At 44.3% G+C, this 25,925-nt stretch carries 16 protein-coding genes; 11 read left to right on the top strand and 5 right to left on the bottom strand.

Features of this window, described 5'->3' with window-relative positions; genetic code table 11:
- Positions 1-102: 102 nt before the first annotated feature.
- A complete protein-coding gene (locus BUC07_RS06220; protein ID WP_073167303.1) occupies positions 103-5,238 on the bottom strand; it encodes a tetratricopeptide repeat protein in 5,136 nt (1,711 codons plus the stop codon).
- Between the two features lie 162 nt (positions 5,239-5,400).
- Between BUC07_RS06220 and nhaC the strand changes: the two genes are divergently transcribed.
- Together nhaC and recG are read left to right on the top strand one after the other, a co-directional pair.
- Entirely contained in the window at positions 5,401-6,867 is a 1,467-nt protein-coding gene (nhaC, locus tag BUC07_RS06215) for a Na+/H+ antiporter NhaC (RefSeq protein WP_073167300.1), read from the top strand.
- A 26-nt stretch (positions 6,868-6,893) separates the two neighbouring features.
- Positions 6,894-8,993: an ATP-dependent DNA helicase RecG gene (gene recG / locus BUC07_RS06210; RefSeq protein ID WP_073167297.1), complete on the top strand. Its 2,100-nt coding sequence runs from the start codon at positions 6,894-6,896 to the stop codon at positions 8,991-8,993.
- On the opposite strand, the gene dat is transcribed toward recG, so the two are convergent.
- Together dat and nfo are read right to left on the bottom strand one after the other, a co-directional pair.
- The gene (gene dat, locus BUC07_RS06205; RefSeq protein WP_073167295.1) at positions 8,990-9,832 is read right to left on the bottom strand and encodes a D-amino-acid transaminase; all 843 of its coding nucleotides are present in this window, start codon (positions 9,830-9,832) and stop codon (positions 8,990-8,992) included. The two genes, recG and dat, sit on opposite strands and share 4 nt — an antisense overlap.
- The gene (gene nfo, locus BUC07_RS06200; protein ID WP_073167292.1) at positions 9,829-10,671 is read right to left on the bottom strand and encodes a deoxyribonuclease IV; all 843 of its coding nucleotides are present in this window, start codon (positions 10,669-10,671) and stop codon (positions 9,829-9,831) included. The genes dat and nfo overlap by 4 nt, the downstream gene beginning before the upstream one ends.
- A 115-nt stretch (positions 10,672-10,786) precedes the next feature.
- Between nfo and BUC07_RS06195 the strand changes: the two genes are divergently transcribed.
- Positions 10,787-11,302 (top strand): DUF4251 domain-containing protein, encoded by a 516-nt coding sequence (locus BUC07_RS06195; protein ID WP_139279492.1) that lies wholly within the window; start codon positions 10,787-10,789, stop codon positions 11,300-11,302.
- Positions 11,303-11,322: 20 nt separating this feature from the next.
- Here the strand turns inward: BUC07_RS06195 and sfsA are convergent, their stop codons facing one another.
- Together sfsA and tsaD are read right to left on the bottom strand one after the other, a co-directional pair.
- Complete coding sequence (sfsA, locus tag BUC07_RS06190) at positions 11,323-12,015, bottom strand: DNA/RNA nuclease SfsA (RefSeq protein ID WP_073167286.1); 693 nt, start codon at positions 12,013-12,015, stop codon at positions 11,323-11,325.
- A 6-nt stretch (positions 12,016-12,021) separates the two neighbouring features.
- On the bottom strand, positions 12,022-13,059 hold the full coding sequence (tsaD, locus tag BUC07_RS06185; RefSeq protein ID WP_073167283.1) for a tRNA (adenosine(37)-N6)-threonylcarbamoyltransferase complex transferase subunit TsaD: 1,038 nt from the start codon (positions 13,057-13,059) through the stop codon (positions 12,022-12,024).
- 187 nt (positions 13,060-13,246) lie between these two features.
- Between tsaD and BUC07_RS06180 the strand changes: the two genes are divergently transcribed.
- The 8 genes from BUC07_RS06180 (at position 13,247) to BUC07_RS06145 (ending at position 25,925) form a co-directional block, all read left to right on the top strand.
- Positions 13,247-17,614 (top strand): translocation/assembly module TamB domain-containing protein, encoded by a 4,368-nt coding sequence (locus BUC07_RS06180; RefSeq protein ID WP_139279491.1) that lies wholly within the window; start codon positions 13,247-13,249, stop codon positions 17,612-17,614.
- 247 nt (positions 17,615-17,861) lie between these two features.
- Positions 17,862-18,680, top strand: coding sequence for a 2-oxo acid dehydrogenase subunit E2 (locus BUC07_RS06175; RefSeq protein ID WP_073167276.1), 819 nt, complete (start codon positions 17,862-17,864; stop codon positions 18,678-18,680).
- A gap of 169 nt (positions 18,681-18,849) precedes the next feature.
- The gene (locus BUC07_RS06170) at positions 18,850-19,917 is read left to right on the top strand and encodes a substrate-binding domain-containing protein (RefSeq protein WP_317039645.1); all 1,068 of its coding nucleotides are present in this window, start codon (positions 18,850-18,852) and stop codon (positions 19,915-19,917) included.
- A 6-nt stretch (positions 19,918-19,923) separates the two neighbouring features.
- Positions 19,924-20,778, top strand: coding sequence for an SDR family oxidoreductase (locus BUC07_RS06165; protein WP_073167270.1), 855 nt, complete (start codon positions 19,924-19,926; stop codon positions 20,776-20,778).
- Between the two features lie 120 nt (positions 20,779-20,898).
- Positions 20,899-22,299 carry a Gfo/Idh/MocA family oxidoreductase gene (locus BUC07_RS06160; RefSeq protein WP_073167268.1) on the top strand — a complete coding sequence of 467 codons (1,401 nt, stop codon included), beginning with the start codon at positions 20,899-20,901 and terminating at the stop codon, positions 22,297-22,299.
- Positions 22,300-22,388: 89 nt separating this feature from the next.
- Positions 22,389-23,471 (top strand): PfkB family carbohydrate kinase, encoded by a 1,083-nt coding sequence (locus tag BUC07_RS06155; RefSeq protein WP_073167533.1) that lies wholly within the window; start codon positions 22,389-22,391, stop codon positions 23,469-23,471.
- 80 nt (positions 23,472-23,551) lie between these two features.
- Complete coding sequence (locus tag BUC07_RS06150) at positions 23,552-24,838, top strand: nickel-dependent putative hexonate epimerase (protein ID WP_073167264.1); 1,287 nt, start codon at positions 23,552-23,554, stop codon at positions 24,836-24,838.
- 79 nt (positions 24,839-24,917) lie between these two features.
- Positions 24,918-25,925 (top strand): Gfo/Idh/MocA family protein, encoded by a 1,008-nt coding sequence (locus BUC07_RS06145; protein ID WP_073167261.1) that lies wholly within the window; start codon positions 24,918-24,920, stop codon positions 25,923-25,925.

Here is a 25,925-nt window from a genome sequence, read left to right as displayed (position 1 = left end):
TCATCAAATATATGTAAATCTCCCGGAATTTCAGGAATTTTGATTGTCTGCTATTCATCATAAAAAATAATACCCGCTTCGTACCTCAAAAAAGCTCCGTTACTAATTCAAAATACGTTCAATTTCATTTAATTTTTCATTGGCCTGTTCGTCATCAGGCCTCAGTTCAAGAGCTTTTTTAAACCAGAACCGCGCCACATTGTAATTTTCATTTTCAAATGCTTCGTTCCCTTTTTGCACATGGCTTTCGAAAATTTCTCCGGACTGACCGGCCAACCCTTCTTCCACGCGTTTTTGAATTTCTTTCAACTGCTCTAAGGGATAACTTTCATTTGCTTTTACTGACAGTGCCCGGTTGTACCATCCGCGTGCAACAGCCAGTTGGTTTTCACGCAATGTAGAGTCGGCCAAATTGATAAACTGCTGGTAATCGCGATCGCGCTGACTCATTAGCAAACTGCCTATAATCCGGTTAATTTCATCAATCCGCTGGGATGGATAAGCTTCACCGGGTTTCACATCGAGTGCTTTGTAGTACCAGGCACGGGACACGTTGTAGCGTTCACTGTCAAAATAATCGTCGCCCAAAGCGATATATTCATCATAAAGCTGATTCAAACCGGCTTCGCTCATTATTTCCTGTTCCTCTATTTCAGATTGCCGTTCGGCTAATTGTTCCCTCCTTCTTTCCATATCAGCTTCAGCCTGCTGCTCTGCACTAATTCGCGCCTCTTCCTGTCGCAGCAGATTTTCAATTTTCACAACCTGACTTTTCGGATAACTTTCATCCGGCTTCAGTTCCAGTGCACTTTCATATTCCTGCCTTGCATCCTGGTACGATTCAGATTCGAAAAATCCGTCGGCGGCCAGAATAATTTTGCGATACTTTTCATCAAGCTCCTGTTGCTGAAACATATTATTTATAGTAGTAATTTGCTCTTGAGGATAATTTTCAACAGGTTGAATTTCCAATGCTTCTTCATAAGAAGCTTTGGCCTGATCAAGATTTCGGTTTGTAAAATCTCTGTCGGCACGGGCGATGGCGGCTTCGTAGGCCTCCTGGGCGCTGGCGAGCTGTGTTAGAATATTTTCAATTTCATCGATGCGCTGCTGCGGATAAGTTTCGTCGGGTTTTACTTCCAGCGCCGACTGGTAAGACGTGCGTGATGTTTCATATTCTTCCAGGTTGAAAAGGCTGTCGCCATGGGAAACGGCCCGGTTGTAATTCCGGTCGCGTTCGGCTTCCAAAGCTGCAAGTCGTGCCTGTTCTGCTGCTTCGGCTTCGGCAGCCAGACGGGCACGTTCTGAAACGATGGAATCGATTTGGGCCAGCATTTCATCTGGATAGGTTTCATCGGGTTTGGCCGCTTTCGCTTCGTTGTAACCTGAGCGCGCATCGTCAAACGACTCGTTTTCAAAATCGCGATCGGCTTGGGCGATGGCAGCATCGTAAGCTTCCTGGGCGCTGGCGAGCTGTGTTAGAATATTTTCAATTTCATCGATGCGCTGTTGTGGGTAGGTTTCATCGGGTTTCACTTCCAGCGCCGACTGGTAAGCCATGCGCGAAGGTTCATATTCTTCCAAGTTGAAAAGACTGTCGCCACGTGAAACCGCCTGGTTGAAATCCCGGTCGCGTTCGGCTTCCAAAGCAGCCAATCTTGCCTGCTCGGCGGCTTCGGCCTCTGCAGCCAGACGGGCACGTTCCGAAACAATGGAGTCGATTCGCGCCAGCATTTCATCGGGATACGATTCTTCGGGTTTGGCTGTTTTGGCTTCGTTGTAACCCGAGCGGGCATCATCGAACGACTCGCTTTCAAAATCGCGGTCGGCTTGTGCGATGGCATTATCGTAAGCTTCCTGTGCAGAAGCAAGCTGAGCCAGAATATTTCCAATTTCATCGATGCGTTGCTGCGGGTACGTTTCATCCGGTTTTATTTCCAGCGCCGACTGGTAAGCCGTGCGTGAAGGTTCATATTCTTCCAGGTTGAAAAGACTGTCGCCACGTGAAACGGCCCGGTTGTAATTTAGGTCGCGTTCAGCTTCCAAAGCGGCCAATCTTGCCTGCTCGGCGGCTTCGGCTTCGGCAGCAAGGCGAGCACGTTCCGTTTCTATGGAATCGATACGTGCCAGCATTTCATCGGGATAGGTTTCGTCGGGTTTGGCTTGTTTGGCTTCGTTGTAGCCCGTGCGCGCGTCGTCGAACGACTCGTTTTCAAAATCGCGATCGGCACGGGCGATGGCAGCATCGTAGGCTTCCTGAGCCGCGGCGAGCTGAGTCAGAATATTTTCAATTTCTTCGATGCGCTGCTGCGGGTAAATTTCGTCGGGTTTTACTTCCAGCGCCGACTGGTATGCCATGCGCGAAGGTTCATATTCTTCCAGGTTGAAAAGACTGTCGCCACGGGAAACCGCCTGGTTGAAATTCCGATCGCGTTCAGCTTCCAAAGCTGCAAGTCGTGCCTGTTCTGCTGCTTCGGCTTCGGCAGCCAGACGGGCACGTTCTGAAACAATTGAATCGATTCGCGCCAGCATTTCATCGGGATAGGTCTCTTCGGGCTTGGCTTGTTTGGCGTCGTTGTAACCTGAGCGTGCATCGTCGAATGATTCGTTTTCAAAATCGCGGTCAGCTTGGGTGATGGCGGCGTCGTAGGCTTCCTGTGCTGCGGCGAGCTGTGTCAGAATATTTTCAATTTCATCGATGCGCTGCTGCGGGTAAGTTTCGTCGGGTTTTACTTCCAGCGCCGACTGGTAAGCCATGCGCGAAGGTTCATATTCTTCCAGGTTGAAAAGGCTGTCGCCACGGGAAACCGCCCGATTATAATTTTGGTCACGTTCGGCTTCAAGCGCGGCTAATCTTGCCTGCTCCGCTGCTTCGGCCTCGGCAGCCAGACGGGCACGTTCTGAAACAATTGAATCGATTCGTGCCAGCATTTCATCTGGATACGACTCGTTGGGTTTGGCCTGTTTCGCTTCGTTGTAGCCCGAGCGTGCGTCGTCGAACGATTCATTTTCAAAATCGCGGTCGGCACGGGCGATGGCAGCGTCGTAGGCTTCCTGTGCTTCCTGCTGCCGGGAAATCATTCCCCTGATTTCTTCTATGCGGACAATCGGGTATTGCTCTTCCGGCTTCACATCCAGAGCTTCCCTGAATTTTCCAACAGCTGCCACCAGTTCATTTTCTTCCGTCAAGCGGTCGGCTTCATCAACAATCGCCTGGTATTTTTCGTCCCGCGCCCTGGCTTCAGCTTCCAGTCGCGCTTGCTCAGCTGCGGCTTCGGCAGCTTCTTGTTCAGCCAGTAATCGTTCGCGTTCTGCAACAATCGAATCAATTCGGTCAATCATTTCCGGAGGATAACTCTCGGAAGGTTTAATATTTCGAGCTTCCTGATAGTTTTCTCTGGCCTCCGGATAATTCTCCGCTTCAAAACTTTCATCAGCACGGGCAATCAATTCACTATATTCAGTATTAATGCGTTCCCGTTCAGTAAAAATGGCATCAATCTCCGAAATTTTCTCTTCAGGGTAATCTTCACCGGGTTTGACATTCAATGCCAGCTGGTATTGTGCTTTGGCCTCCTGAAGTTCTTCGGAATTAAAAAGCCGGTCAGCTTCGGATATTAACTCTGCATATTGTTTATCAAGTGCCTGCCCGGCTAGAATTTCATCTATCTCATCAATTCTCGAGAGTGCGTGTTCATCTTCGGGCTGAAGTTCCAGTGCCTGCTCATACAATCTTCTGGAGTTCAAATAATTTTCATCATCAAACGCAACATCAGCCTGGCTTATCAAACGGGCAAAGTTACGTTCAGTTTCCAGAATTTCTTCAATTTTGGAAATCTGTTCGGTGGGCCACTCTTCGTCTGAGAAAAGGTCAACTGCCTGCCTGTAATCAGCCAGTGCTTCAGAATATTCTTCGCGTTTGAAAGCTCTGTCGGCCGATTTAATCAACCGGTCGTAAAGGGTACGATTGGCCAACTCGTACATTAAATCTTTAATTTCCTGAATTTTGGCAGAGGCTACTTCGTCGCCTGGTTTAAAAGTGAGGGCTTTTTCGTAAAAAGAGATGGCCTCCTCGTAGAACTGCTTCTCAAAGTTTAGTTCAGCCTGAAAAATAGCTTCATCGTAACTTTTTTGTTTTTCAGCATTTTGTGCTTGCCGGTTCAAAATAGCATTCACTTCATCAAGTTTTCCCCGGGGGTATTCTTCTTCGGGTTTTAGTGCCAGTGCCTTTTCGTAGGCTGTTTGCGCTTCATTGTAAAGCAATTCGTTCAATGCATTGTCGCCCTGTTTTACGAGTTCATCAAACTGGCGTGACACATCTCGCTGATTAAAAATTTCATCAATTTCAGCCAGACGTGTTTTAGCATGTTCATTTTCTGAATTAATTGACAGGGCCCGTTGGTACGAACTTCTGGCTTCATCGAACTGTTCTCTTTCAAATTGCAGATCGCCCTGTTTTAAAAGAGATTCAAGCCGTTCGGCCAGTGCTTTTTCCATTTCGCCGGCAACCATCAGCAAGCCCAGCAGATCGTTAATTTCAGCTATGCGATCTTTGGGGTATTGTTCGCTGGGAAAAATCTGGCTGGCGGCTTTGTAACCGTCGAGTGCATTTAAAAATTGCTCATTGTTGTATTCAGCCTCAGCCTGTTCAATAAGCTGATCGTATTCCTTTTGCAACTCGGCACGTTCGGCACGGGTGAGCGCGGCAAGATAATCGGACTCATTATCAATCATTTGCGACTGAAGAATGGCTTGTTCAATAAGGTGCTTTATTTGTGCATTGTTATAATACACATCCGAAATAAAATTATCAACATCTTCGCTGTAATAAATTTTCAGCACTGTATTTTCCGAAAAGGTTCGGTCAATCCCTTCAATTTCAGTAAAAAGATTGATATCAACGGGAAAAGGCGGAAACAGCGGATCCGATTGCAAAACACTTCGCGGAACATTAGTATCCACAACAATTTTTTGCGGAAAATTATCTTCGCGGGTAAAAATAAGTGTGAATTCGTGGTCATAATTCAGTTCTACCCGGTAACGGCCATCAGTACCAATCCCATAGTTGTCCATCCGGTTGCCGTCGCGGTACATCTGAATTACAGCACCGTCAACTCGTCCTTCTTCAACACTCACCGTTCCTTCAACTGTTAACCCGTTGCTTCGCTGGGCAGTTAACTGTGATACAGAAAGCAGGAAAATCGCAAACCAAATAATTTTGAGGTATAATTTTGTCATATTTTTTCTATCAGCTGATAAAAAAACGAAAATATAATCAATTAATTATAACATGGCCTTTATTAAATCCGGTATTTTTGAGCCAAATAATTTTATGTTTTTAACCGATTTTAAGGAGAAATGTGTTAGTTTGTTCCGCCGATCGACTAAAGATAATTTTTGATGAAACGCGAAACCAGCCTGTTTGCAGCACTTTTACCAATTCTGGTCCTGATAGCATTGTTAACTTTCAATGTGCTTCTTTTTGAGAATACCCTGTCGGGTGCCAATCAAATTGCATTGTTGCTGGCTGCAGCGCTGGCCGGACTTGTTGCCCACCGCCAGGGGTTAAAATGGAATAAAATCAGGGAAAAAATTGTCTCGACCATCGGATCGGCCATGCCCTCTATTTTAATTCTGCTTCTCATTGGCTCGCTGGCCGGCACCTGGATGATTAGCGGAGTGGTTCCGGCAATGATTTATTACGGGCTCGATATTATCAGCCCCAAAATGTTCCTGTTCACAGCGGTGGTGGTTAGTGCCATAGTGAGCGTTGCCACCGGGAGTTCATGGTCAACCATAGCCACAATTGGCGTGGCTTTACTGGGAATTGGAAAAGCTCTGGGGATGAATGAAGCGGTAGTTGCCGGCGCAATAATCAGTGGTTCGTATTTTGGCGATAAAATGTCGCCATTGAGCGACACCACCAACCTGGCCCCTGCCATGGCCGGAACTGATTTATTCACCCACATTCGGTATATGACTTTCACAACAGTTCCTTCGTTAATTATCACCTTAATCATTTTTCTGTCTATTGGCTTTAGCTCCGATTTTTCGGGTTCAATGAACAACATCAGCACGGTAAAATCGGCCATTGAGGGAACATTTAACACCAACCCCCTACTTTTTCTGGTTCCTGCCATTTTACTGACCATAATAATCCTGAAAGTTCCGCCATTGCCTTCGCTACTTGCGGGTACATTGCTGGGCGGTATTTTTGCTGTTATTTTTCAACCTGAAATAATAACAGAAGTAGCAGGAGCTGTCGAAAATTACACCAAAGCCTCCTACCTTTCGGTAATGCAGGCCATGTTTGGCGATGTATCGCTGATTACTGCCGATGAAAATGTAAACGAATTGCTCAGCACATCGGGAATGCGGGGGATGCTCGACACGGTTTGGCTCATTCTTTCAGCCATGGTATTTGGTGGAGTGATGGAATCGGCCGGCTTGCTGCAACGAATTACACGCCCCATTGTTAAATACGCCAAAAGTACCGGCAGCCTGGTGGCCTCAACTGTGGGCACCTGCCTGTTTTTCAATACAACCGCAAGCGACCAGTACATTGCCATTGTGGTGCCGGGGCGAATGTACCGCAAAACCTACGAAGAAAAAGGACTGAAGCCCGAAGTACTGAGCCGAACGCTGGAGGATAGCGGAACAATGACATCGGTGCTCATCCCCTGGAATACCTGTGGTGCCACACAATCGCGCGTTTTGGGTGTGGCAACCGGCGATTATTTGCCCTACGCCTTTTTCAATCTGATTAGTCCGGTAATGACCATGATTTTTGCTTATTTCAATATAAAAATCAGGCGGATTGAAAAAGACGAAAAAATGACTTCAACAGGTAACGTGAAAGTTGATTGATTCTTGAGATTAAGTATCTTTGTTTCATGCCCGGATTTTTAGATCAGGAAATAAAATTTTTACCCGGAGTTGGGCCCAAACGTGCCGAACTACTGGGGAAAGAGCTGAAAATTAAAACATTCGGCGACCTGCTTTATTATTTCCCCTACAAATATATCGACCGCACCAAATTCTATCACATTTCGGAAATACACGCGCAAATGCCTTACATTCAGATAAAGGGCAAAATCAGGACTATGGAAACCATAGGCGAAGGAAACAAACAAAGGCTCACCGCGCGCTTTTACGATGAAACAGGAAGCCTGGAACTGGTGTGGTTCCGTGCCATCAAGTGGCAAAAAGAAAACCTGAAACTCAACAAAGAATACATTGTTTTTGGGAAACCGTCGGAATTTAACGGCCGGATAAATGTGGTGCACCCCGAAATGGAAACAGAAGAGGAGAAACAGCTTAAACCGTCGGGGCTTTTTCAGGGGTATTACATTACCACCGAAAAAATGAAAAACAAGTACCTCAATTCAAAAACGATTCACAAACTACAGCTCACACTACTTCAACTTGCCACGGGCAAAATTGATGAAACACTTCCACAAACGATACTAAAAAAACTCAAACTCATTTCGCTGGAGAAAGCGCTGACTGCCATTCACAAACCCGAAACTACCACCGAACTCAAAAATGCCCGTTTCAGGCTGAAATTTGAAGAGCTTTTTATTATTCAGCTGAAAATTTTGGCTTTAAAACATCAACGCGAAAACAAATTTAAAGGGTACCGTTTTGAAGAGGTGGGTTACAATTTCAACACGTTTTACAACGATTTTTTACCGTTTGAACTGACGGGTGCCCAAAAAAGGGTGATAAAAGAAATTCGTCGCGATGTAAAACGGAATGTTCAAATGAACCGGCTTTTGCAGGGCGATGTGGGCAGCGGCAAAACGCTGGTGGCATTAATGACCATGCTTTTAGCCATGGATAACGGTTTTCAGAGTTGCCTGATGGCACCCACCGAAATTCTGGCACAACAGCATTATCAATCGCTTTCCGGATTTCTGCAAAATATGCCCTTAAAAGTAGGGCTGCTCACCGGTTCCACAAAAAAAAGCGAACGCCGGCAACTTCATGAAGAACTTGAAAACGGCACCCTGCAAATTTTAATCGGAACTCACGCCCTGATTGAAGATGTAGTCAATTTTAAAAAACTGGGGCTGGTTGTTATTGACGAACAGCACCGTTTTGGCGTGGCCCAGCGAGCAAAACTCTGGAAAAAGAACGATTTAATTCCGCCGCATGTGCTGGTAATGACTGCCACGCCAATACCACGCACACTAGCCATGACCGTGTACGGCGATCTGGATGTTTCGGTAATCGATGAACTTCCGCCCGGACGCAAACCCATTGAAACGCATCACTTTTTTGAAAATAAGAGGAAACAGGTAAACAACTTTTTGAGGATGCAGCTGCAAAAAGGCCGGCAGATATATGTGGTTTACCCGTTGATTACCGAATCGGAAAAAATGGATTTGAAAAACCTGGAGGAAGGTTTTCGGCATATTTCGGAAGCTTTTCCGGATGTAAAAGTGGGCATGGTACATGGCAGGATGAAACCCGATCAGAAAGAAAATGCAATGCAAAAATTTAAAAGCGGTGAATCGAGGATTTTGGTGGCCACCACTGTTATTGAGGTGGGTGTCGATGTACCCAACGCTTCGGTAATGGTCATCGAGAGCGCCGAGCGGTACGGCCTGTCGCAGCTGCACCAGTTGCGCGGACGTGTTGGCCGCGGTGCAGAGCAGTCGTACTGCATTTTAATGTCGTCGTATAAAATAAGTAATGAAAGCCGGAAACGGTTGTCAACCATGGTGCGCACCAACGACGGATTCGACATTGCCGAAGTGGATATGAAACTTCGTGGCCCCGGTGATTTGGAAGGAACACAGCAAAGCGGCATTGGTTTCGACCTGAAAATTGCCAACCTGGGAAAAGATGGCGAAATTCTGAAACTGGCCCGCGATGTAGCAACCGATTTACTTGATAATGATCCGGGGTTGCAACAGTCTGAAAACAGAATTCTGCTAAAAAGCCTGCGCGCCGGCAAAACCGGCTTCGACTGGAGCTCGATCAGTTAAAAGCTTGTCAACTTAAAAAATTCAAACTGAATCAACCGGGTTATTCCACCGGGCTTTTTGTTTCCAACGGGTTTGTCATCAACCTGGATTACAGGAGTGATTTCGCTGCCTGTTCCAGTAATGAACAGCTCATCCAATTCAAACAACTCCTCCTCAGAAACAGCTTTTTCCTGCACCTGAATTTTCAGCCTTTTGCAAATTCCAATGACTGCTTTGCGCGTAATTCCGGGCAGAATTAAATTGGACAGCGGATGTGTGTAAACTGTTCCGTTTTTCACGCCAAAAACACTCGAATGTGTAGCTTCGGTGACAACTCCGTTGCGGATCAAAATACATTCCCCGCCGCCATTTTCAACCGCTTCGTTAAAAAGAAAAGTATTGGGCAGCAACGAAACCGATTTGATATCGCAACGCAACCAGCGAATATCTTCGTGCGTGGTTACTTTAATTCCGTTTTCGATATTTTGAGCCGCTGACGGCAAACTGAAAGCAAAAGCGTAAACGGTGGGTTCATACTTGTCGGGAAAAGAATGAATCCGGCGATGCGCTCCCCGTGTAATCTGAAGATAAATTCCTGCATGGGTTTCTGTCAATTCATTATCTGCCAGCAATTTTTGAAAAACTGATTTCAAACTGCCCGTTTCACGAAAATCAATTCGAATCTCACGGAGACTTCTTTCGAGCCGTTCAATATGATTGGCATAACGAAAAGGTTTGCCATTGTAATATTTTATCACCTCGTAAACGCCATCGGCAAAAAGGAAACCACGATCGTTGGGTGAAATGCGGGCTTCTTCCTCCGGCACAAATTTCCCGTTTAAATAAACCGTATTGCTCATTCCTGCATATTTTTCAGTGTTTTAATCTCTTCTGCCCAACGCTGGTCGTCAGGTGTTTCCAATATCAAAGGGATTCCGTCAAACCGGCTGTCCTTCATAATCATTCGGAAAGGCTCCCAGCCGAGGGATCCTTCGCCCATGCTGTTGTGCCTGTCAACTTTCGATGCCAGTTCCTTTTTTGAATCATTCAGGTGCATTCCTTTCAGGTAGTCAAACCCGATCACTTCTTCAAACTCACGAAAAACATCTTCAAAATTATTCAGAATGTCATAACCTGCCGAATAGGCATGGCAGGTGTCGATGCACACTCCCACCCTGTTTTTATCCTCCACCTGGTCGATAATTTCTTTTATCTGATAAAATGAAAATCCAAGATTGGTGCCCTGACCCGCGGTATTTTCAATTACGGCAGTCACTCCTTTTGTTTGCTCCAATGCCAGGTTGATGGAGTTGGCAATGGTTGCCAGGCACTCTTTTTCGCTGATTTTATTGAGATGGCTGCCCGGATGAAAATTGAGGCGATCGATGCCCAACTGTTCGCAGCGCTGCATTTCGTCCAAAAAAGCATCACGCGATTTTTGCAGTGCCTCTTTTTCGGGGTGCCCCAGGTTAATCAGGTAGCTGTCGTGCGGTAAAATCTGCCCCGCTTTGTAACCGTATTTTTCACAGTTTTCTTTAAACTTTTTAATATTCTCGTCAGTAAGCGGTTTTGCTTTCCATTGCCGCTGGTTTTTGGTAAACAATGCAAAAGCAGTTGCTCCTATTTTATGCGCATTTACCGGTGCATTTTCCACTCCGCCGGCAGCACTCACATGGGCACCTATGTATTTCTTATTCATAACAATTTGCTTTTAAAAACGTAATAATGACACTGGAATAGTTTTTGCAAATTCAGTACTGGTGAACAGTGAAGCGAAATTAATTTTATTGTACCAATTAAAAAACCGGAATACCATGAAAACGATATTTTTTTTGTTGATAGTGTTTTTCACAACAGTAACATTAACCAACGCGCAAACGCAGGAAAAGAAAAGCCGGAAGGAAATCAGGGCCGAACGCCAGACTGAAAAAATGAAAGAAATCAAAAACATCCTGAAAGAGAAAGACTTTGTTTTCAGGCCAACACATGCCATGCCCATGGGCGGCGGAAGCATTTACCTGAATTATTCATTTGACTTGAAAATTAAAGGCGACACAATTGATTCGTACCTGCCATTCTATGGTCGTGCGTACCATGTTGATTACGGTGGCCGCAACTCAGCATTCGATTTTACTGAGCTGGCTGAAGAATATAAAATGGAAAAAGACGAAAACGGTTACGTGGTTGATTTCGATGTAAAAAAAGGAATGGATAACATCAGTTTCACCTTCAAAATTTCTGAACAGGGGTATGCCACACTGAATGTGATCAGCACCAACCGGCAGGCCATTTCGTTTTACGGACGAATTGAAGCACCGGAAGAGGAATAACTCCCTATTCTGTTCAGAAACTAAATTTCGAAAGGTAACTTTTTAACCAGCTCAATTTTTTCGGGCGAAACTTTTGCCTGCATGGGAATTACTTCAACGCCGGCTTCAACGGCTTTTTTCAGCATGTTTGAATAACCCGGATCGATTTCGCGGGCAGGGGCAAAAATCTCCACATCGCTGCGCTGAACGATGTAAAGCATCACGGCACGCATTCCCTGCTTTTTCACCTCAATCAGTGTTTTTAAATGCTTGAGCCCGCGGGCTGTAACCGCATCAGGAAAAAGGGCGTATTTCCCTTCTTTTAGCGTTACATTTTTAACTTCCACAAAACATTTTTCGTGGTCGTTTTCGGCAAAAACATCAAATCGCGAATCGTTAAATTTCACCTCGCGTTTCACGGTGGTATAACCAGTAAGCCCCGGTATTTCACCTGCTGAAACAGCTTCAAAAGCCAGCTTGTTTGGATTTCCGGTATTGATACCCACCCAGTCGCCGTTAATTTTTATCATTTCCCAGGTAAATTTTGTTTTGCGTTTGGGATCGTTTACAGGCGACAAATAAACTTCGGCGCCGTTTTCGAGGCAACTTTTCATGGAGCCGGAGTTGGTGCAGTGGGCAATAACTTCGGAACCATCATCGAGTTTTACATCTGCCAGAAAACGTTTGTAGCGTCTGATTAAAGTTCCGTGTATCAGTTTATTCTGAAAAATCATAATATATCAGAGTTGTGTGCGGGCAAACGGCACAATATTTTGCGCGGCAAATTCATTATTCAGGTATTTGTAGTAACCGGTAATGGCAATCATCGCTGCGTTGTCCATGGTGTATTCAAATTTCGGAATAACCAAATGCCAGCCTCTTTTTTCTGCTTCATTTTTCAGTGCGCTTCTTAACCCCGAGTTAGCCGAAACCCCGCCGGCAAGTGCAATTTCCTTAATGCCTGTTTCTTTGGCAGCCCGTTTTAGTTTATTTAAAAGAATTTCAATAATGGTATGTTGCAGCGAGGCGCAGAGATCATTTTTATTCTCTTCAATAAAATTGTTGTTCTCTTTTATGTTATCGCGCAAAAAATACAGAAAGTTCGTTTTCAATCCGCTGAAACTGTAATCGAGCCCGGAAATCCGGGGTTTTGAGAATTCAAACCTGTGGGGGTTTCCCTCTTTTGCCAGCCTGTCCACATGTGGCCCGCCCGGATAAGGCAGTCCCATCACCTTGGCACATTTGTCGAAAGCTTCGCCGGCAGCATCGTCAATGGTTTGGCCAATCACTTCCATGTGCAGGTAATCGTGCACTTTAATAATTTGTGAATTACCGCCCGAAACCAGCAGACACAAAAACGGGAACCGCGGCGGATTAAACTTTGTATCTTTCTCTTTAATGAAAAGCGCCAGCACGTGACCCCGCAAATGATTTACCTCGATGAGCGGAATTCCGGCAGCCAGCGAAAAACCTTTAGCAAACGAAGTTCCCACCAGCAACGATCCCAGCAACCCGGGGCCACGGGTAAAAGCAACTGCCGAAACTTCCTCTTTGGAAATTCCGGCCCGTTTCAATGCCAGGTCAACTACCGGAATAATATTTTGCTGATGCGCGCGCGAAGCCAGCTCGGGAACTACTCCGCCATACTCCTCGTGGACTTTCTGCCCGGCTACCACATTCGACAAAATTACCCCATCACGAATAATAGCTGCCGAAGTGTCGTCGCACGACGATTCAATCCCCAAAATGGTAATTCCACGCTTTTTAATCTCCGTCATATTGTATTTTTCAAATGAATCGTTATTTTTAGCGAAACCTTACTTTTCCGAAAAAACACATTTATACTATTTATCAAACCATAGTGGTTAATAAATAAAGGAACTATTCCTAATTTTGTTTCCGAAAAAAGCTAAGTTCGTTTACTAATTAAAGGACAAAAATATTAAAAAAGGCTGGAAAATAGGATTGATTGTACTGGCATTCATAATTGGCATGCTGGGCGGGGCATACATGGCGTTGCAAAACAGCAATGTTCAAACTTTTCTTACCCAAAAAGTTACATCGCGGCTGTCAGAAAGGATTGGTGCAAAAATTAGCGTGGGCCGGGTTGACATCTCACTTTTCAGAAATATAATTCTGGAAAATGTGCTGGTAGAAGATCAGCAACAGGATACCCTGATTTTTTCACCCAACGTGTCGGCAAAAATTGACAGTTTTCAATTCAGGAAAAAGAAAATTGTGCTGGGGCAGTTGACTTTTATTGAAAGCAGAATAAACATTAAGCGCGACACTGCGGGCATTTTTAATTTTAATTTCATTATTGATTCGCTTCAAAACAGAAACGAATCACCCGCAGAGTGGCAATTTTATTGCAACAATTTTAATTTTTACAGCCCTGAAACTCACATTCAGAACTATACTCCGGAAGAAGAAAAAAATTTGTTCCGGCTTCAGGATTTCATGCTGAACATTTCGGATTTTTCACTGGTTGAGGATTCCGTGTTTTTTAAAATTAACCAGCTCACATTTAACGACAGCAAAAATTTCAAAATCAACAAGTTACAATCAAGTTTCAGTTCGACTAATAAAAAAATCGAGCTGACCGGCCTCACCGTGAATACTGAACGATCAAACATTCCTGAAAGTGAATTCACGATTGAATTTCCTTCTGCCGAAACGGAAAATGCACCAGCCAGTGCACAATTCGATTTTTCTTTCTCCAACTCAAAAATCAGTTTTTACGACGTGGCCCAACTTATTCCTGCACTGAAAGGAATGAACCAGGTTGTAGATTTTTCGGGCCGGATTTTTGGGAGCCTCGACGATTTAAAAGGACGGAACCTGGTAATGAGTACCGGCCAAAATACATCGGCCGAATTTGAATTTTACGCCAACGATATTTCCGATCCCGAAAACCTGTACCTTTTTGTGGACCTGAAAAATTCGCAAACTTCGTTTCAGGATTTAAGCCGGATTAAACTGCCTGAAAAATGGGGAACCGGGTACCTCAGCTTTTCGGAGTCGCTTTACAAAGCCGGGATTTTCTCCTACCAGGGAAATTTCACCGGATTTTTAAATGATTTTGTGGCATTTGGAACACTTTCCAGCGACATGGGCATTGTGAACACCGACGTGTCGGTTACTCCCGATGAGGAGAGACAGGTTATTTACAGAGGGAAAGTGGCCACCGAAGATTTTATGATTGGTGAACTTTTGGGAATCGACCTGGTGGAAGACATTACTTTTGACGGTACCGTTGACGGATATTTCGACCGTGCCGACCAGTCGGTGGCAGGGGCTTTCAACGGAAAAGTGGACAGTGTAAATATTAACGGATACAACTACAAAAACATTCAGATTGATGGCATTTTGGACAACCGCATGTTCGATGGCTTAGCCATAGTAAATGATCCCAACCTCAAATTTGATTTTCTGGGAACACTGAATTTCAACCCCGAAGTGCCTGTTTTCGATTTCAGGGTGGAAATGGACAAAGCACTGCCAGGCAAACTAAACCTGAGCACAAATTTCCCCGACTCTGAATTATCGTTTACAATGACCGCCAATTTTACCGGCGACAAACTGGATAATATTGCCGGTTCTATTGCCGTTGAAAATGGCATTTACAAAAATCGTAATGGGGAACTGAATCTCGAAGGAATGGAACTTCAGTCGGTTACCGGCGGAGCAATGAAATACCTCTCATTTACCTCCGATTTTTTTGATATTGAAATAAATGGTGATTACCATTTTCAAAACATACTCAATTCGTTTGAAAAAAGTATGAGCCGTTATATTCCCGCCATAAATTACGAAAGACTGGCCACTGCAAAAGATAATAATTTTGGATTTCAGCTCGATGTGAACAACCTCGACAATCTCACTGCCGTTTTTTCACCAGGGCTCAAAATTGAAACTCCATTCCTGCTTTACGGAAGGCTCGACTCAGAACAATCATTTTTTGAAGTTAAAGGAAGTATCCCGGGCTTCAACACCAATAACCTCATGGTAAGAAACATTTTCATAAGTAATACTCCTGAGAACGGCAACTTCTCCTCAAAATTCAGGTTTGGAGAAGTACGCCTGAGAAACGGGATGAGCATGGAAAATTTAACCATCAATTCGGAAATCGAAAACAATACAATCGACAACCTGATAGCATGGGGAAATCCGGACGACATGAGTTACAGCGGAGAGGTAAAAACCAGAACTATTTTTACCGAAAATGAAAATTCAAAACTTCCGTTCATCCGGGTTGAAGGATTTCCTACCCACGTTAACATTGCCGATACGGTTTGGCAAATAAGTCCTTTTACGGCAACAGCCGACAGTAGCCACATCGAAATTAACGATTTCAATTTTTTTAATAAAAATCAGCACCTCAGCTTGAATGGCATTATTTCTGAAGACAAATCGAAAATTTTAACCCTCGTTCTCGAAGATTTGAATTTAAATAATGTGGGCACATACCTTAATAAAGATCTTCCGCTTGGAGGGATTGTTAACGGCTCAGCCGGCCTAAAGGATTTTTACGGTAAACGCATCATTTTTTCTGATATAAACGTCAGCAACTTCAATTTTAAAGACCAAAAAATTGGAGATGTTGAGCTCACCAATGAATGGGATTACATAGAACCAGTTCTTAATTCTAAACTAAGAATTACAAACAACAACCGGTTAAGTCTTTTTGCCGAAGGCTTTTACAACCCCGAAAACAACGAAATAAATTATGAGGCAAATGCAGACAGTCTTTCACTTGTTATTCTTGAAACTGTTATTCAAAAAACTTTTTCAGATATTAGCGGAAGTGCCTCCGGCAAACTGAAAATCCACGGCACTACCGATAAAATTTTGTTCGACGGAGCGCTACAAGGTTCAAATGCTCAATTAACCATCGACTACACGCAGGTAAGCTATCATTTTACCGATTCAGTATATTTTAAAGGCGATACGTTGCTGTTCGAGAAGATTACAATTTACGACAAATCAGGAAACCGCGGAACTTTTGACGGCACCATCGTGCACACCAATTTCCAGGATATGATTTACGACCTCTCGGTAAATACTCCTAAAATTGTAGCCATAAACACTACCATGAGAGACAACAATCAATTTTTCGGGAAGGTAGTAGGCAGCGGCAGAATAACCATTACAGGAAGGGGAAAACAGGTAAGAATGAATGGTAATGCAACAACTTTAAATGGTACCAATGTTAACATTTCGCTTGAAAACGAGGGGGAAATCGAACGCTACGATTTTATCCGGTTTACTTCATCCGAAAATGACGAACCCCAGGAATTTATATTTCCTGAAACTGAGGAAGAAAATTTTAGCCTCAACCTCTCTATCAATGCAACTCCCGAAGCCAGGGCACAACTCATTTACAACTCGCAAATTGGTGATGTGATAAAAGCACAGGGCGAAGGTGTTTTGCTTTTTGGAATGGATAGCGAGGGGAATATTACACTTTCGGGAAACTACACAGTTGAGCAGGGCGATTACCTCTTTACGCTTCAAAACGTAATTAATAAACGTTTTTCAATTGAACAGGGTGGAACCATCGAGTGGTCAGGAAATCCTTATGAAGCTACAATCGACATAAATGCTGTTTACAGGCTGAAAGCCTCATTGTATGATTTACTTGTAGATTCATACTACGAAGATATTTATCAAAGCCAGCGTGTTCCTGTTGAATGTAAAATTTTACTTACCGAAGATTTATCCAACCCTGAAATTGACTTTGCCATTGATTTTCCAACTGTGGAAAGCCGTTTGGTTGAAGAGTTGCGGCAATATTTCAGCACACCGGAGGAAATGAACAAACAAATTCTTTCGCTGGTGGTTCTGGGTAAATTTTACACCCCTGATTACCTTCGCGGAACCTACGAAGCGCAAAACCCCAACCTGATTGGCACTACGGCCAGCGAGCTTTTTTCAAATCAGTTGAGCAACTGGCTTTCGCAAATAAGCAACAATTTAGATATTGGACTTAATTACCGCCCCGGAAACCAGATAACAAATGATGAAATTGAGCTGGCCATGAGCACCCAAATGTTTAACGACAGGGTAACCATTAACGGAAATATTGGAAACAACAATAATCCCAACTCAACCAACAGCAGCCAGCTTGTGGGCGATTTCGACGTAAACGTAAAACTGATACCGAGTGGAAAAATTCAGTTTAAAGCCTACAACCGTTCCAACAACAACCTCATCTACGAAACAGCGCCGTACACGCAAGGAATCGGGTTTACTTTCACTGAAGATTATAACAGTTTTAATGATTTGTTACAAAAAATGAAAAATATATTCACGCGCCGAAAGGAGGAATAAACTGCCATAATTGGAAAATATTTCACTGTGATTTCAACACAATAATTTTAACCTGAACCATTTATAAATTTTAAAAATATGAATAAAGTTCAGGTTAATCCCGACTTAGAGGAAGTTAAACTTTTGAAAAAAAATTTTACCTAATCTTAGTCGCTGTCTGAGACAGGGATTATTTAGGGATAATCCGGGCTAAAAATTCTTTTTTGGTTCAATAAAAACTAATTTTGCCCAAATTTATATACTTACAATGACTGGAACTTCTGAAAATTTCAACACAAACTGGCGCCGGGTAGCCTCTTCAATTTACCAAAAACCAAGGGATTCAAAAATATACGGATCAGTTGAAATCGATGTCACCGAACTGGAAAATTTTATTGCCCAAAAGCGTAAAGAGGGAATTAAAACTACCCTGACCCACATAATGACACTGATAATTGGCAGGGCATTCCTCCAGGAAGTTCCGGAACTCAACGCCTACATAAAAAGAGGAAAAGTTGTTAAACGCAGCCAGGTTGACGGGATGGTAAGCGTGCTACTGAAAAACGGGGAAATGGGCTCGGTTAAAATTGAAAATGCCGACCAGGTTACCATTAAAGAATTGTCCGATCTCATGGCTAAAAAAATAAAGCAGTCGCGCCAGGGCGACGAAAACAAAGCCATGCAGTCAAAACATATGCTTTCATCAATTCCATGGCCATTTCGCACATGGTTATTCAACCTCTATAAAATAGTAACCATCGACTGGGGACTGTCGCTGCCCGGTGTAAATCTTTCTTCCGACAGCTTTGGGTCGTATGTCGTTTCAAATATTGGCAGCCTTGGGCTCGATACAGGATATGCTGCCCTCCTGCCCTCGTCAAATGTTTCAATTGTTTTGATTGTGGGGAAAGTGTACAAAAAACCCATGGTTATTAACGATGAAATACTTCCCCGCAAAGTGTTTACATTATCAGCCACGCTCGACCACCGCGTAGTTGACGGCTCGCATGGCGGCAGGCTTTTCAGGTTTATCAAACACATGGTTAAAAATCCGCAGCTACTCGAAACAAAACCCGACACATTGTAAAATGCCTCTGCTTTTTCAAAATTGAAAATTTAATCACCCCCCAAAGCCGCATAAATTGTTGTATAGCATATTGAATGTTTTCCGTGTACGAACACGAAAACAAAAAAATTTCATTAATTTTGTAACACCTATACAATAACATTTTTATTAACACTTTAAAAATTAACTAATTATAAAAAACAATAAACAAATACGGATTAAAGACATTGCTGAAAAAGCAAAAGTGTCGATAGGGACAGTTGACAGGGTGTTGCACAACCGTGGTGAAGTAGCTGAATCAACCAAAAAGAAAATACTGAAAATAATAAATGAGCTGAACTATCAGCCCAATATTCTGGCCAGCACACTGGCTTCGAAAAAATCAGCCGTTTTTGCCACGCTGTTTCCGCAACCCCCTTCTTCTGACGGGTATTGGAACAAACCTGTAATTGGCGTAAAAAAACGTATTTCAGAACTTCAGCAATACAGCGTGGAGCTGGTACAATTTACTTTTCAGCAAAACAACCCGCAAAGTTTTGTAAAAACTGCTGAAAAAATACTGGAGTTGAAACCCGACGGAGTCATTTTAGCTCCGTTTTTCAAAAAAGAATCCCTGCGATTTATAGGAGAACTAAAAAAACAAAACATTCCATTTGTTTTCATCGACTCAGAAATTAAGAATGCCGATCAACTCGGCTACATCGGCCAAAATTCTTACCAAAGCGGTTTGGTTTCGGGTAAACTACTCGATTTGATGCTCCCCTCAGGAAATATCCTCATCATTCATTTTGCCAAAGAAATGGATAACCAAAACCATTTGGTACAGCGCGAAAAAGGTTTTTACGACTGGTACTCAAAAAACAGTTACGACAATCATCAACTCTTCACCATTGAAGTGCCCGATACTTTGGATGAAAAATGGATGGAACCGGTTGTAAAAATGATTGATAACAAAAACATCAAAGGTATTTTTGTAACCAACTCCAAAGTTTTCAATGTAGGGCACTTAATCGAAAAATACAAATCTGCACACAGGCTGAGAGTTATTGGCCACGACTTGCTGAAAGAAAACATTACCTGCCTGAAAAAAGATATTGTTCAGTTTCTTATTTGTCAGCGCCCCGAAGAACAGGGATACAGCGCCATTAATAAACTGTTCAGGCATGTGGTCCAGAAAAGAGTGGTGCCCAAAGAAAACTATACCTCCATCGATATCGTAACCAAAGAGAATGTTGATTATTACAAAGAATTTAAATAAAGAAGTATGTTAGAAACACTGTCATTTGAAGACCTTCGGGGAAAAGTTTGTGTTATAACCGGTGGTGCCGGTGTGCTCGGAAGCACTATGGTCAGAGCCATGGCATCAACAGGAATGAAAATAGCCATTGCCGATATCAATAAAGAAATTGCCGATGAAGTAGCAGAAGAAATTGCTGCTGAATCAAACGCAGAGGTAATTGGGGTTGCCGCCAATGTTTTAGACAAAGAATCGCTTGAGCAGGCTAAAACCATTATCAATGCCAAGCTGGGCGACATTGACATCCTGATAAACGGTGCCGGAGGAAACAGCCCGCAGGCCACCACAAAAGTGGAGCAAATGAAAGAGGAAGATATTGACAACCTCGAAGATACTTTTTACGGGCTGGAAATGGAAGGCTTCGACAAGGTGTTTGCCCTCAACTTTAAAGGCACACTGCTTCCAACAATGGTTTTCACCAAAGACATGCTTTCGCATAAAAAAGGAGTAGTTCTGAATATTTCATCTATGAACTCCTACCGACCGCTCACAAAGATTCCGGCCTATTCCGCCGCCAAAGCTTCCGTTAACAATTTTACTGAATGGTTGGCAGTACACCTCGCCAAAGTGGGAATTCGGGTAAATGCCATTGCGCCCGGCTTTTTCATTACTAATCAGAACCGCTTTCTGGTTATGGACGAAAAAACGGGAAATTTCTCCCCCCGAGGACAAAAAATTGTGGACAACACACCTATGGGAAAATTTGGAGAACCCGAAGATTTGCAGGGAGCAACACTGTTCCTGATTTCAGATATTTCGAATTTTATTACCGGAGTTGTGCTTCCTGTTGATGGCGGTTACAATGCTTACGGAGGAGTGTAATAAGCCTCCCCTAACCCCTCCAAAGGAGGGGGAATTCAGAAACGGCCAGTATAATTTAGGCATACAAAACCTGAAACCTGGAACTTGGAACTTGGAACTCGAAACTTTAAACTAAATATAATGAAACGAAGAAATTTTTTAACAACAAGCGCCGGTGTAGCAGCCGGGGCAACAGTGCTTTCAAGTCCGGTGGGGGCTGCAGTATCCGCCCAGCGAAAAAAACGGCTGGCACTCGTGGGAACCGGAATCCGCGGAACCGGGTTCTGGGGAAAACGCGTGGTCGAAAATTACAGCGACATTGTTGAATTTGTTGGGTTGTGCGACATCAATCCCGGACGGCTTCAGTTTGCGCTGGATTACATGAATGTGGATTGCCCGGTGTTCACTGATTTCGAAAAAATGATGAATGAGACAAAACCTGAAATGGTAATCGTTACCACCGTGGATGCAACACACCACAAATTCATCATAAAAGCCATGGAAATGGGAGCCGATGTACTCACTGAAAAACCCATGACCACTGACGAAGATAAAAGCCAGGCCATTCTGGATGCCGAAAAACGCACAGGCCAAAAATGCACCGTTGGGTTTAATTACCGCTACGGAACCTTATTTACAGCAATAAAAGAACAGCTGGCTAAAAAACCCGTGGGCGAAATTACGTCTGTCGATTTTCACTGGTACCTGAACACTTACCACGGTGCATCCTATTTCAGGCGCTGGCATGGCGAGCGCGATAAAGGCGGAACACTGCTCGTACATAAAGCAACGCACCATTTCGATTTGCTGAACTGGTTTATCGATTCCGACCCTGTGGAAGTGACTGCCTATGGCGACCTTGAGCACTATGGAATAAACAATAAATTCAGGGGAGTCAACTGCCGGAATTGTGCCTACACCGACAAATGTGACTATTACTGGGACATTACAAAGGATCAGCATTCGATGAATTTGTACGTGAAAAATGAAAAATACGACGGCTACATTCGCGACAACTGCCTGTGGCGCGAGGACATCGATATTTTCGATAAAATGTCTGCACAAATCAAATATGCCAATAATGTAGTGGTAAATTATTCGCTCACAACCTATTCACCTTACGAAGGCTGGCGCATTGCCTTTAACGGCCGCGATGGCCGGATTGAGTCGTGGGAAGACATTCCGTGGCGGCAACAGGAAAAAATCAACCAGGCCGAACTCCATGCCGCCGAGATGAACCAAAATGCCCCGGGCGAAGTACGCTACGACGAGATTTTCAAAATGCATAACTTCGACCGCGACTTTGAAATGATAAAAGTGGAAGCGGCTCGCGGTGGCCATGGTGGCGGCGACTCACGCCTGCAGGATAAAATTTTCCGCGATCCGGATATGGCCGATCCATACAAACACTCGGCCGGCACACGCGACGGTGCCATGTCGTGCCTCATTGGTGTGGCTGCACGCAAATCCATCAACGAAAAACGACCGGTAAAAATTGAAGAACTGACAAGCATTAAACCTCATCCAACAAGAGGAGCTTAAATAATTTAAGCCGGTATTTCATTGCCGGCTCTATTTTAAATATTTTCCGTTTGCGTTACCGGAAAAAATTGAACAAAAAAACAGATAGTATGAATATTGAATTGAAAAAAAACTGCAAATATGCGATGTTGGTGCCTACGAGTATGGGGACACGAATTATACCCGACAATGGACAACCGGTTCATGCGAGCGATAAATTTACGCTGTATGCAACCAGCGCCGAAACAAATGTAGCCAGTATTTCATCGTACCTCGGCCTGCCCGTGAAAGTGCTTACAACTTTTGTAAAGGGCAGTCCCATTGCAAAGTTTATACAAAGCAACCTGAAAGCACGCCACATGGACTACGAAGGTCCGGAGGTTGAACAAGGTTCTCCCTGGGGGTACCGGCACCAAATCAATATTGCCGACAGTGGTTTTGGCTCCCGTGGCCCGCGCGTATTTAACGATCGCGCCGGTGAAGTGGGCCGCACATTGAATGCAAAAGATTTTGATCTCGAACGGATTTTTGGAGAAGAAGGCGTGCAGGTTGTACACATGTCAGGGCTGATTGCAGCTCTTTCTGAAGAAACCAGCAAATTCTGCCTCGAAATTGCACGAGCTGCAAAAAAACATGGCACACGCATTTCATTCGACCTAAACTTTAGGGCATCCTTCTGGAAAGACCGTGATGTGGAACTGCGAAAAAACTTCACTGAAATCGCCAAAGTTTCAGACATCTTAATCGGCAACGAAGAGGATTTCCAGCTCTGTTTTGGCATTGAAGGCCCACCCGCCGGTGGTGAAGGAATCGGTGCTAAAATCGACGGATTTAAAGGCCTCATCAAAAGGGTGAAAGAAACATTTCCCAATGCTTCGGTATTTGCTACCACCCTGCGCGAAGTGGTGAGTGTAAATGAACACATGTGGGGTGCCATTATGCTCGAAGGAGAAAACAACTGGCAGGTAATTGAACCACGCCGCATAAACGTACTCGACCGCATTGGCGGTGGCGACGGATTTGTAGGTGGCCTCCTCTACGGTATTTTAAAAGGCTGGGACCCCGAAAAATGGCCGCAGTTTGGCTGGGCTACCGGCGCTATGGCGGCCACTTTCCTCACCGACTACGCCCAACCCGCCGACGAAGACATGGTGTGGAGCATCTGGTCGGGAAATGCAAGAGTGAAAAGATAACTTATGTGCTCTATGTGCCTATGTGGTTTGCTTTTTAATACCACATAGGCACAATGGGCACAATAGAAATAATTTAAAAAATGATATACTACGAAAACGGATCGACAGAAACAAATCTCACAGCAAAAGATCTGAAACAGGGGTTGTTTGAAGCGCTCGAAAAAATGGGTGCTAAAAACAAAGTGCTGGCTGTGCCCCCGGATTATACCCGGCTGCCATCGCGGTCTGGGGAACTCACCGAGTTTGCCTGGCAATACTACGGCAAAAAACTCACCGATATCCTGCCGGCGCTGGGCACACACTCCCCCATGACCGAGGTGCAAATCAGCCACATGTTTGGAGACACACCTAAAAACCTGTTCCGCGTGCACGACTGGCGAAACGACGTAATTACACTGGGAACCGTTCCTTCGGAATATGTAAGTGAAGTTTCAGAAGGAGCCGTGGATTATGAATGGCCCGTCCAGGTAAACAAACTTTTGGAAGAAGGCGGGTTCGACCTCATTCTTTCCATCGGGCAGGTGGTGCCGCACGAAGTGGTGGGAATGGCTAACTACAACAAAAATATTTTTGTGGGAACCGGCGGATCCGAAGGAATCAACAAAAGCCACTTTATTGGCGCGGCTTATGGCATGGAAAAAATGATGGGACGTGCCGACACGCCTGTCCGACGCATTTTCAACTATGCCTCCGAGAAAGTTGCATCGCACCTGCCAGTTGTTTATGTGCAAACCGTTGTGGGACTGAATGAAAATGGAAAACTACAAACATACGGTCTCTTTATTGGCGACGATTACAGCGTGTTCGATAAAGCAGCCAAACTCTCGCTGGAGGTGAACTTTGAAATGGTTGAAAAACCGCTGAAAAAAGTGATTGTCTGGCTCGACCCTACCGAGTTTAAAAGCACCTGGCTGGGCAACAAAAGTATTTACCGCACCCGCATGGCACTGGCTGATGAAGGCGAACTGATAGTGCTGGCACCTGCGTTGGTGGAATTTGGCGAAGACAAAGAAATCGATCGGCTCATTCGGGAATACGGCTACCACGGAACTCCACATACAATGAAAATGGTAGAAGAAAATGAAGATTTACGGGGCAACCTGGGAGCCGCAGCGCATCTTATTCATGGTTCATCTGAAGGTCGTTTCAGCATAACTTATTGTCCGGGTAACCGACCGGAAAACCTTACCCGGAAGGAGATTGAAAATGCTGGCTATAAATACGCCGATATTGAGGAAATGACAAATAAATACAATCCGGAAAAATTAAAAGACGGATTCAATGTAATGCCCGATGGCGAGGAAATTTTTTATATTTCGAATCCGGCAATCGGGTTGTGGGCATATAAAGACAGGTTTGAGTATTAACAATAACCACATAGACACATAGGGCACAATAGAAACTATATGAGCGATGTGTCTATGTGGTTCAAAAAATAACGCTTTGATGAAAATTAAATGGGGCATAATCGGTATTGGAAACGTAACCGAAAAAAAAAGCGGGCCGGCATTCTACAAAAGCCAAAACTCTGAATTGGTGGCAGTAATGCGTCGCAACGCCGAAAAAGCAGCCGATTACGCCCGCCGACATAACGTTCCCAAATGGTATTCCGATGCATCAGAACTCATTAACGACCCGGAGGTTGATGCCGTTTATGTGGCTACCCCACCCGATTCACACGCAAGTTATGCCATCGAAGCAATGCGTGCCGGCAAACCTGTTTACGTGGAGAAACCCATGGCGCGGAATTATGCCGAATGCCAGAAAATGCTGAAAGCTGCTGAAGAAACCGGAATGCCGCTTTGGGTGGCGTATTACCGGAGAAGTTTACCCGCGTTTTTGAAAGTGAAAGAGCTGGTTGAAACCGGCGCAATTGGAAAGCCGCTCTCAGTACATGTTACTTTGCATAAAGCTCCGCGCAAAACGGACAGCAACCAACCACCAACCGACTGGCATGTTCGTCCTGAAATAAGCGGTGGCGGTTACTTTTTCGATTTGGGGTCCCACGAACTGGATTACCTTGATTTTGTTTTCGGGCCGATAAAAAATGTTACAGGACTGGCAGCAAACAGGGCTGGTTTGTACCAGGCAGAGGACACTGTTATTGGTACCTGGGAACACGAATCGGGAGTTACCGGCAGCGGAACCTGGTGCTTTGTTACAGATAAATCGGCCGAAAAAGATGAAATCGAAATCATTGGCGACAAAGGAAAAATCATCATTCCCTGTTTCACCCACGGAAAAGTACAGATTATGAGGCCGGAAGGAATCACCGAAATGGGATTTGAAAACCCGGAGCATATTCAGCAGAACCTCGTTCAGCAGGTGATTAATGAGTTACGAGGTGAAGAAAAATGTGTGAGCACTGGTGAGTCTGCTGCACGAACTGCAAAAGTAATGGATAAAATGGTGAAGAATTATTATAAAGATTACAAACCACAACAGGCACATTAG

The sequence above is a fragment of the Tangfeifania diversioriginum genome (assembly GCF_900141875.1).
In the GTDB taxonomy this organism is placed as follows: Bacteria; Bacteroidota; Bacteroidia; order Bacteroidales; family Prolixibacteraceae; genus Tangfeifania; species Tangfeifania diversioriginum.
The sequence above is the reverse complement of the archived record's forward strand: the minus strand, read 5'-3'. Positions and strand labels throughout refer to the sequence as shown.

Excerpts from the sequence above, each read along its gene's own strand:
- tsaD (WP_073167283.1), bottom strand. The coding sequence starts at position 13,059 with ATGACGGAGATTAAAAAGCGTGGAATTACCATTTTGGGGATTGAATCG.
- dat (WP_073167295.1), bottom strand. The coding sequence starts at position 9,832 with ATGAGCAATACGGTTTATTTAAACGGGAAATTTGTGCCGGAGGAAGAA.
- BUC07_RS06155 (WP_073167533.1), top strand. The coding sequence starts at position 22,389 with ATGAATATTGAATTGAAAAAAAACTGCAAATATGCGATGTTGGTGCCT.
- BUC07_RS06160 (WP_073167268.1), top strand. The coding sequence starts at position 20,899 with ATGAAACGAAGAAATTTTTTAACAACAAGCGCCGGTGTAGCAGCCGGG.
- BUC07_RS06145 (WP_073167261.1), top strand. The coding sequence starts at position 24,918 with ATGAAAATTAAATGGGGCATAATCGGTATTGGAAACGTAACCGAAAAA.
- recG (WP_073167297.1), top strand. The coding sequence starts at position 6,894 with ATGCCCGGATTTTTAGATCAGGAAATAAAATTTTTACCCGGAGTTGGG.
- BUC07_RS06220 (WP_073167303.1), bottom strand. The coding sequence starts at position 5,238 with ATGACAAAATTATACCTCAAAATTATTTGGTTTGCGATTTTCCTGCTT.
- BUC07_RS06175 (WP_073167276.1), top strand. The coding sequence starts at position 17,862 with ATGACTGGAACTTCTGAAAATTTCAACACAAACTGGCGCCGGGTAGCC.
- BUC07_RS06165 (WP_073167270.1), top strand. The coding sequence starts at position 19,924 with ATGTTAGAAACACTGTCATTTGAAGACCTTCGGGGAAAAGTTTGTGTT.
- BUC07_RS06150 (WP_073167264.1), top strand. The coding sequence starts at position 23,552 with ATGATATACTACGAAAACGGATCGACAGAAACAAATCTCACAGCAAAA.
- nhaC (WP_073167300.1), top strand. The coding sequence starts at position 5,401 with ATGAAACGCGAAACCAGCCTGTTTGCAGCACTTTTACCAATTCTGGTC.
- sfsA (WP_073167286.1), bottom strand. The coding sequence starts at position 12,015 with ATGATTTTTCAGAATAAACTGATACACGGAACTTTAATCAGACGCTAC.
- BUC07_RS06195 (WP_139279492.1), top strand. The coding sequence starts at position 10,787 with ATGAAAACGATATTTTTTTTGTTGATAGTGTTTTTCACAACAGTAACA.
- nfo (WP_073167292.1), bottom strand. The coding sequence starts at position 10,671 with ATGAATAAGAAATACATAGGTGCCCATGTGAGTGCTGCCGGCGGAGTG.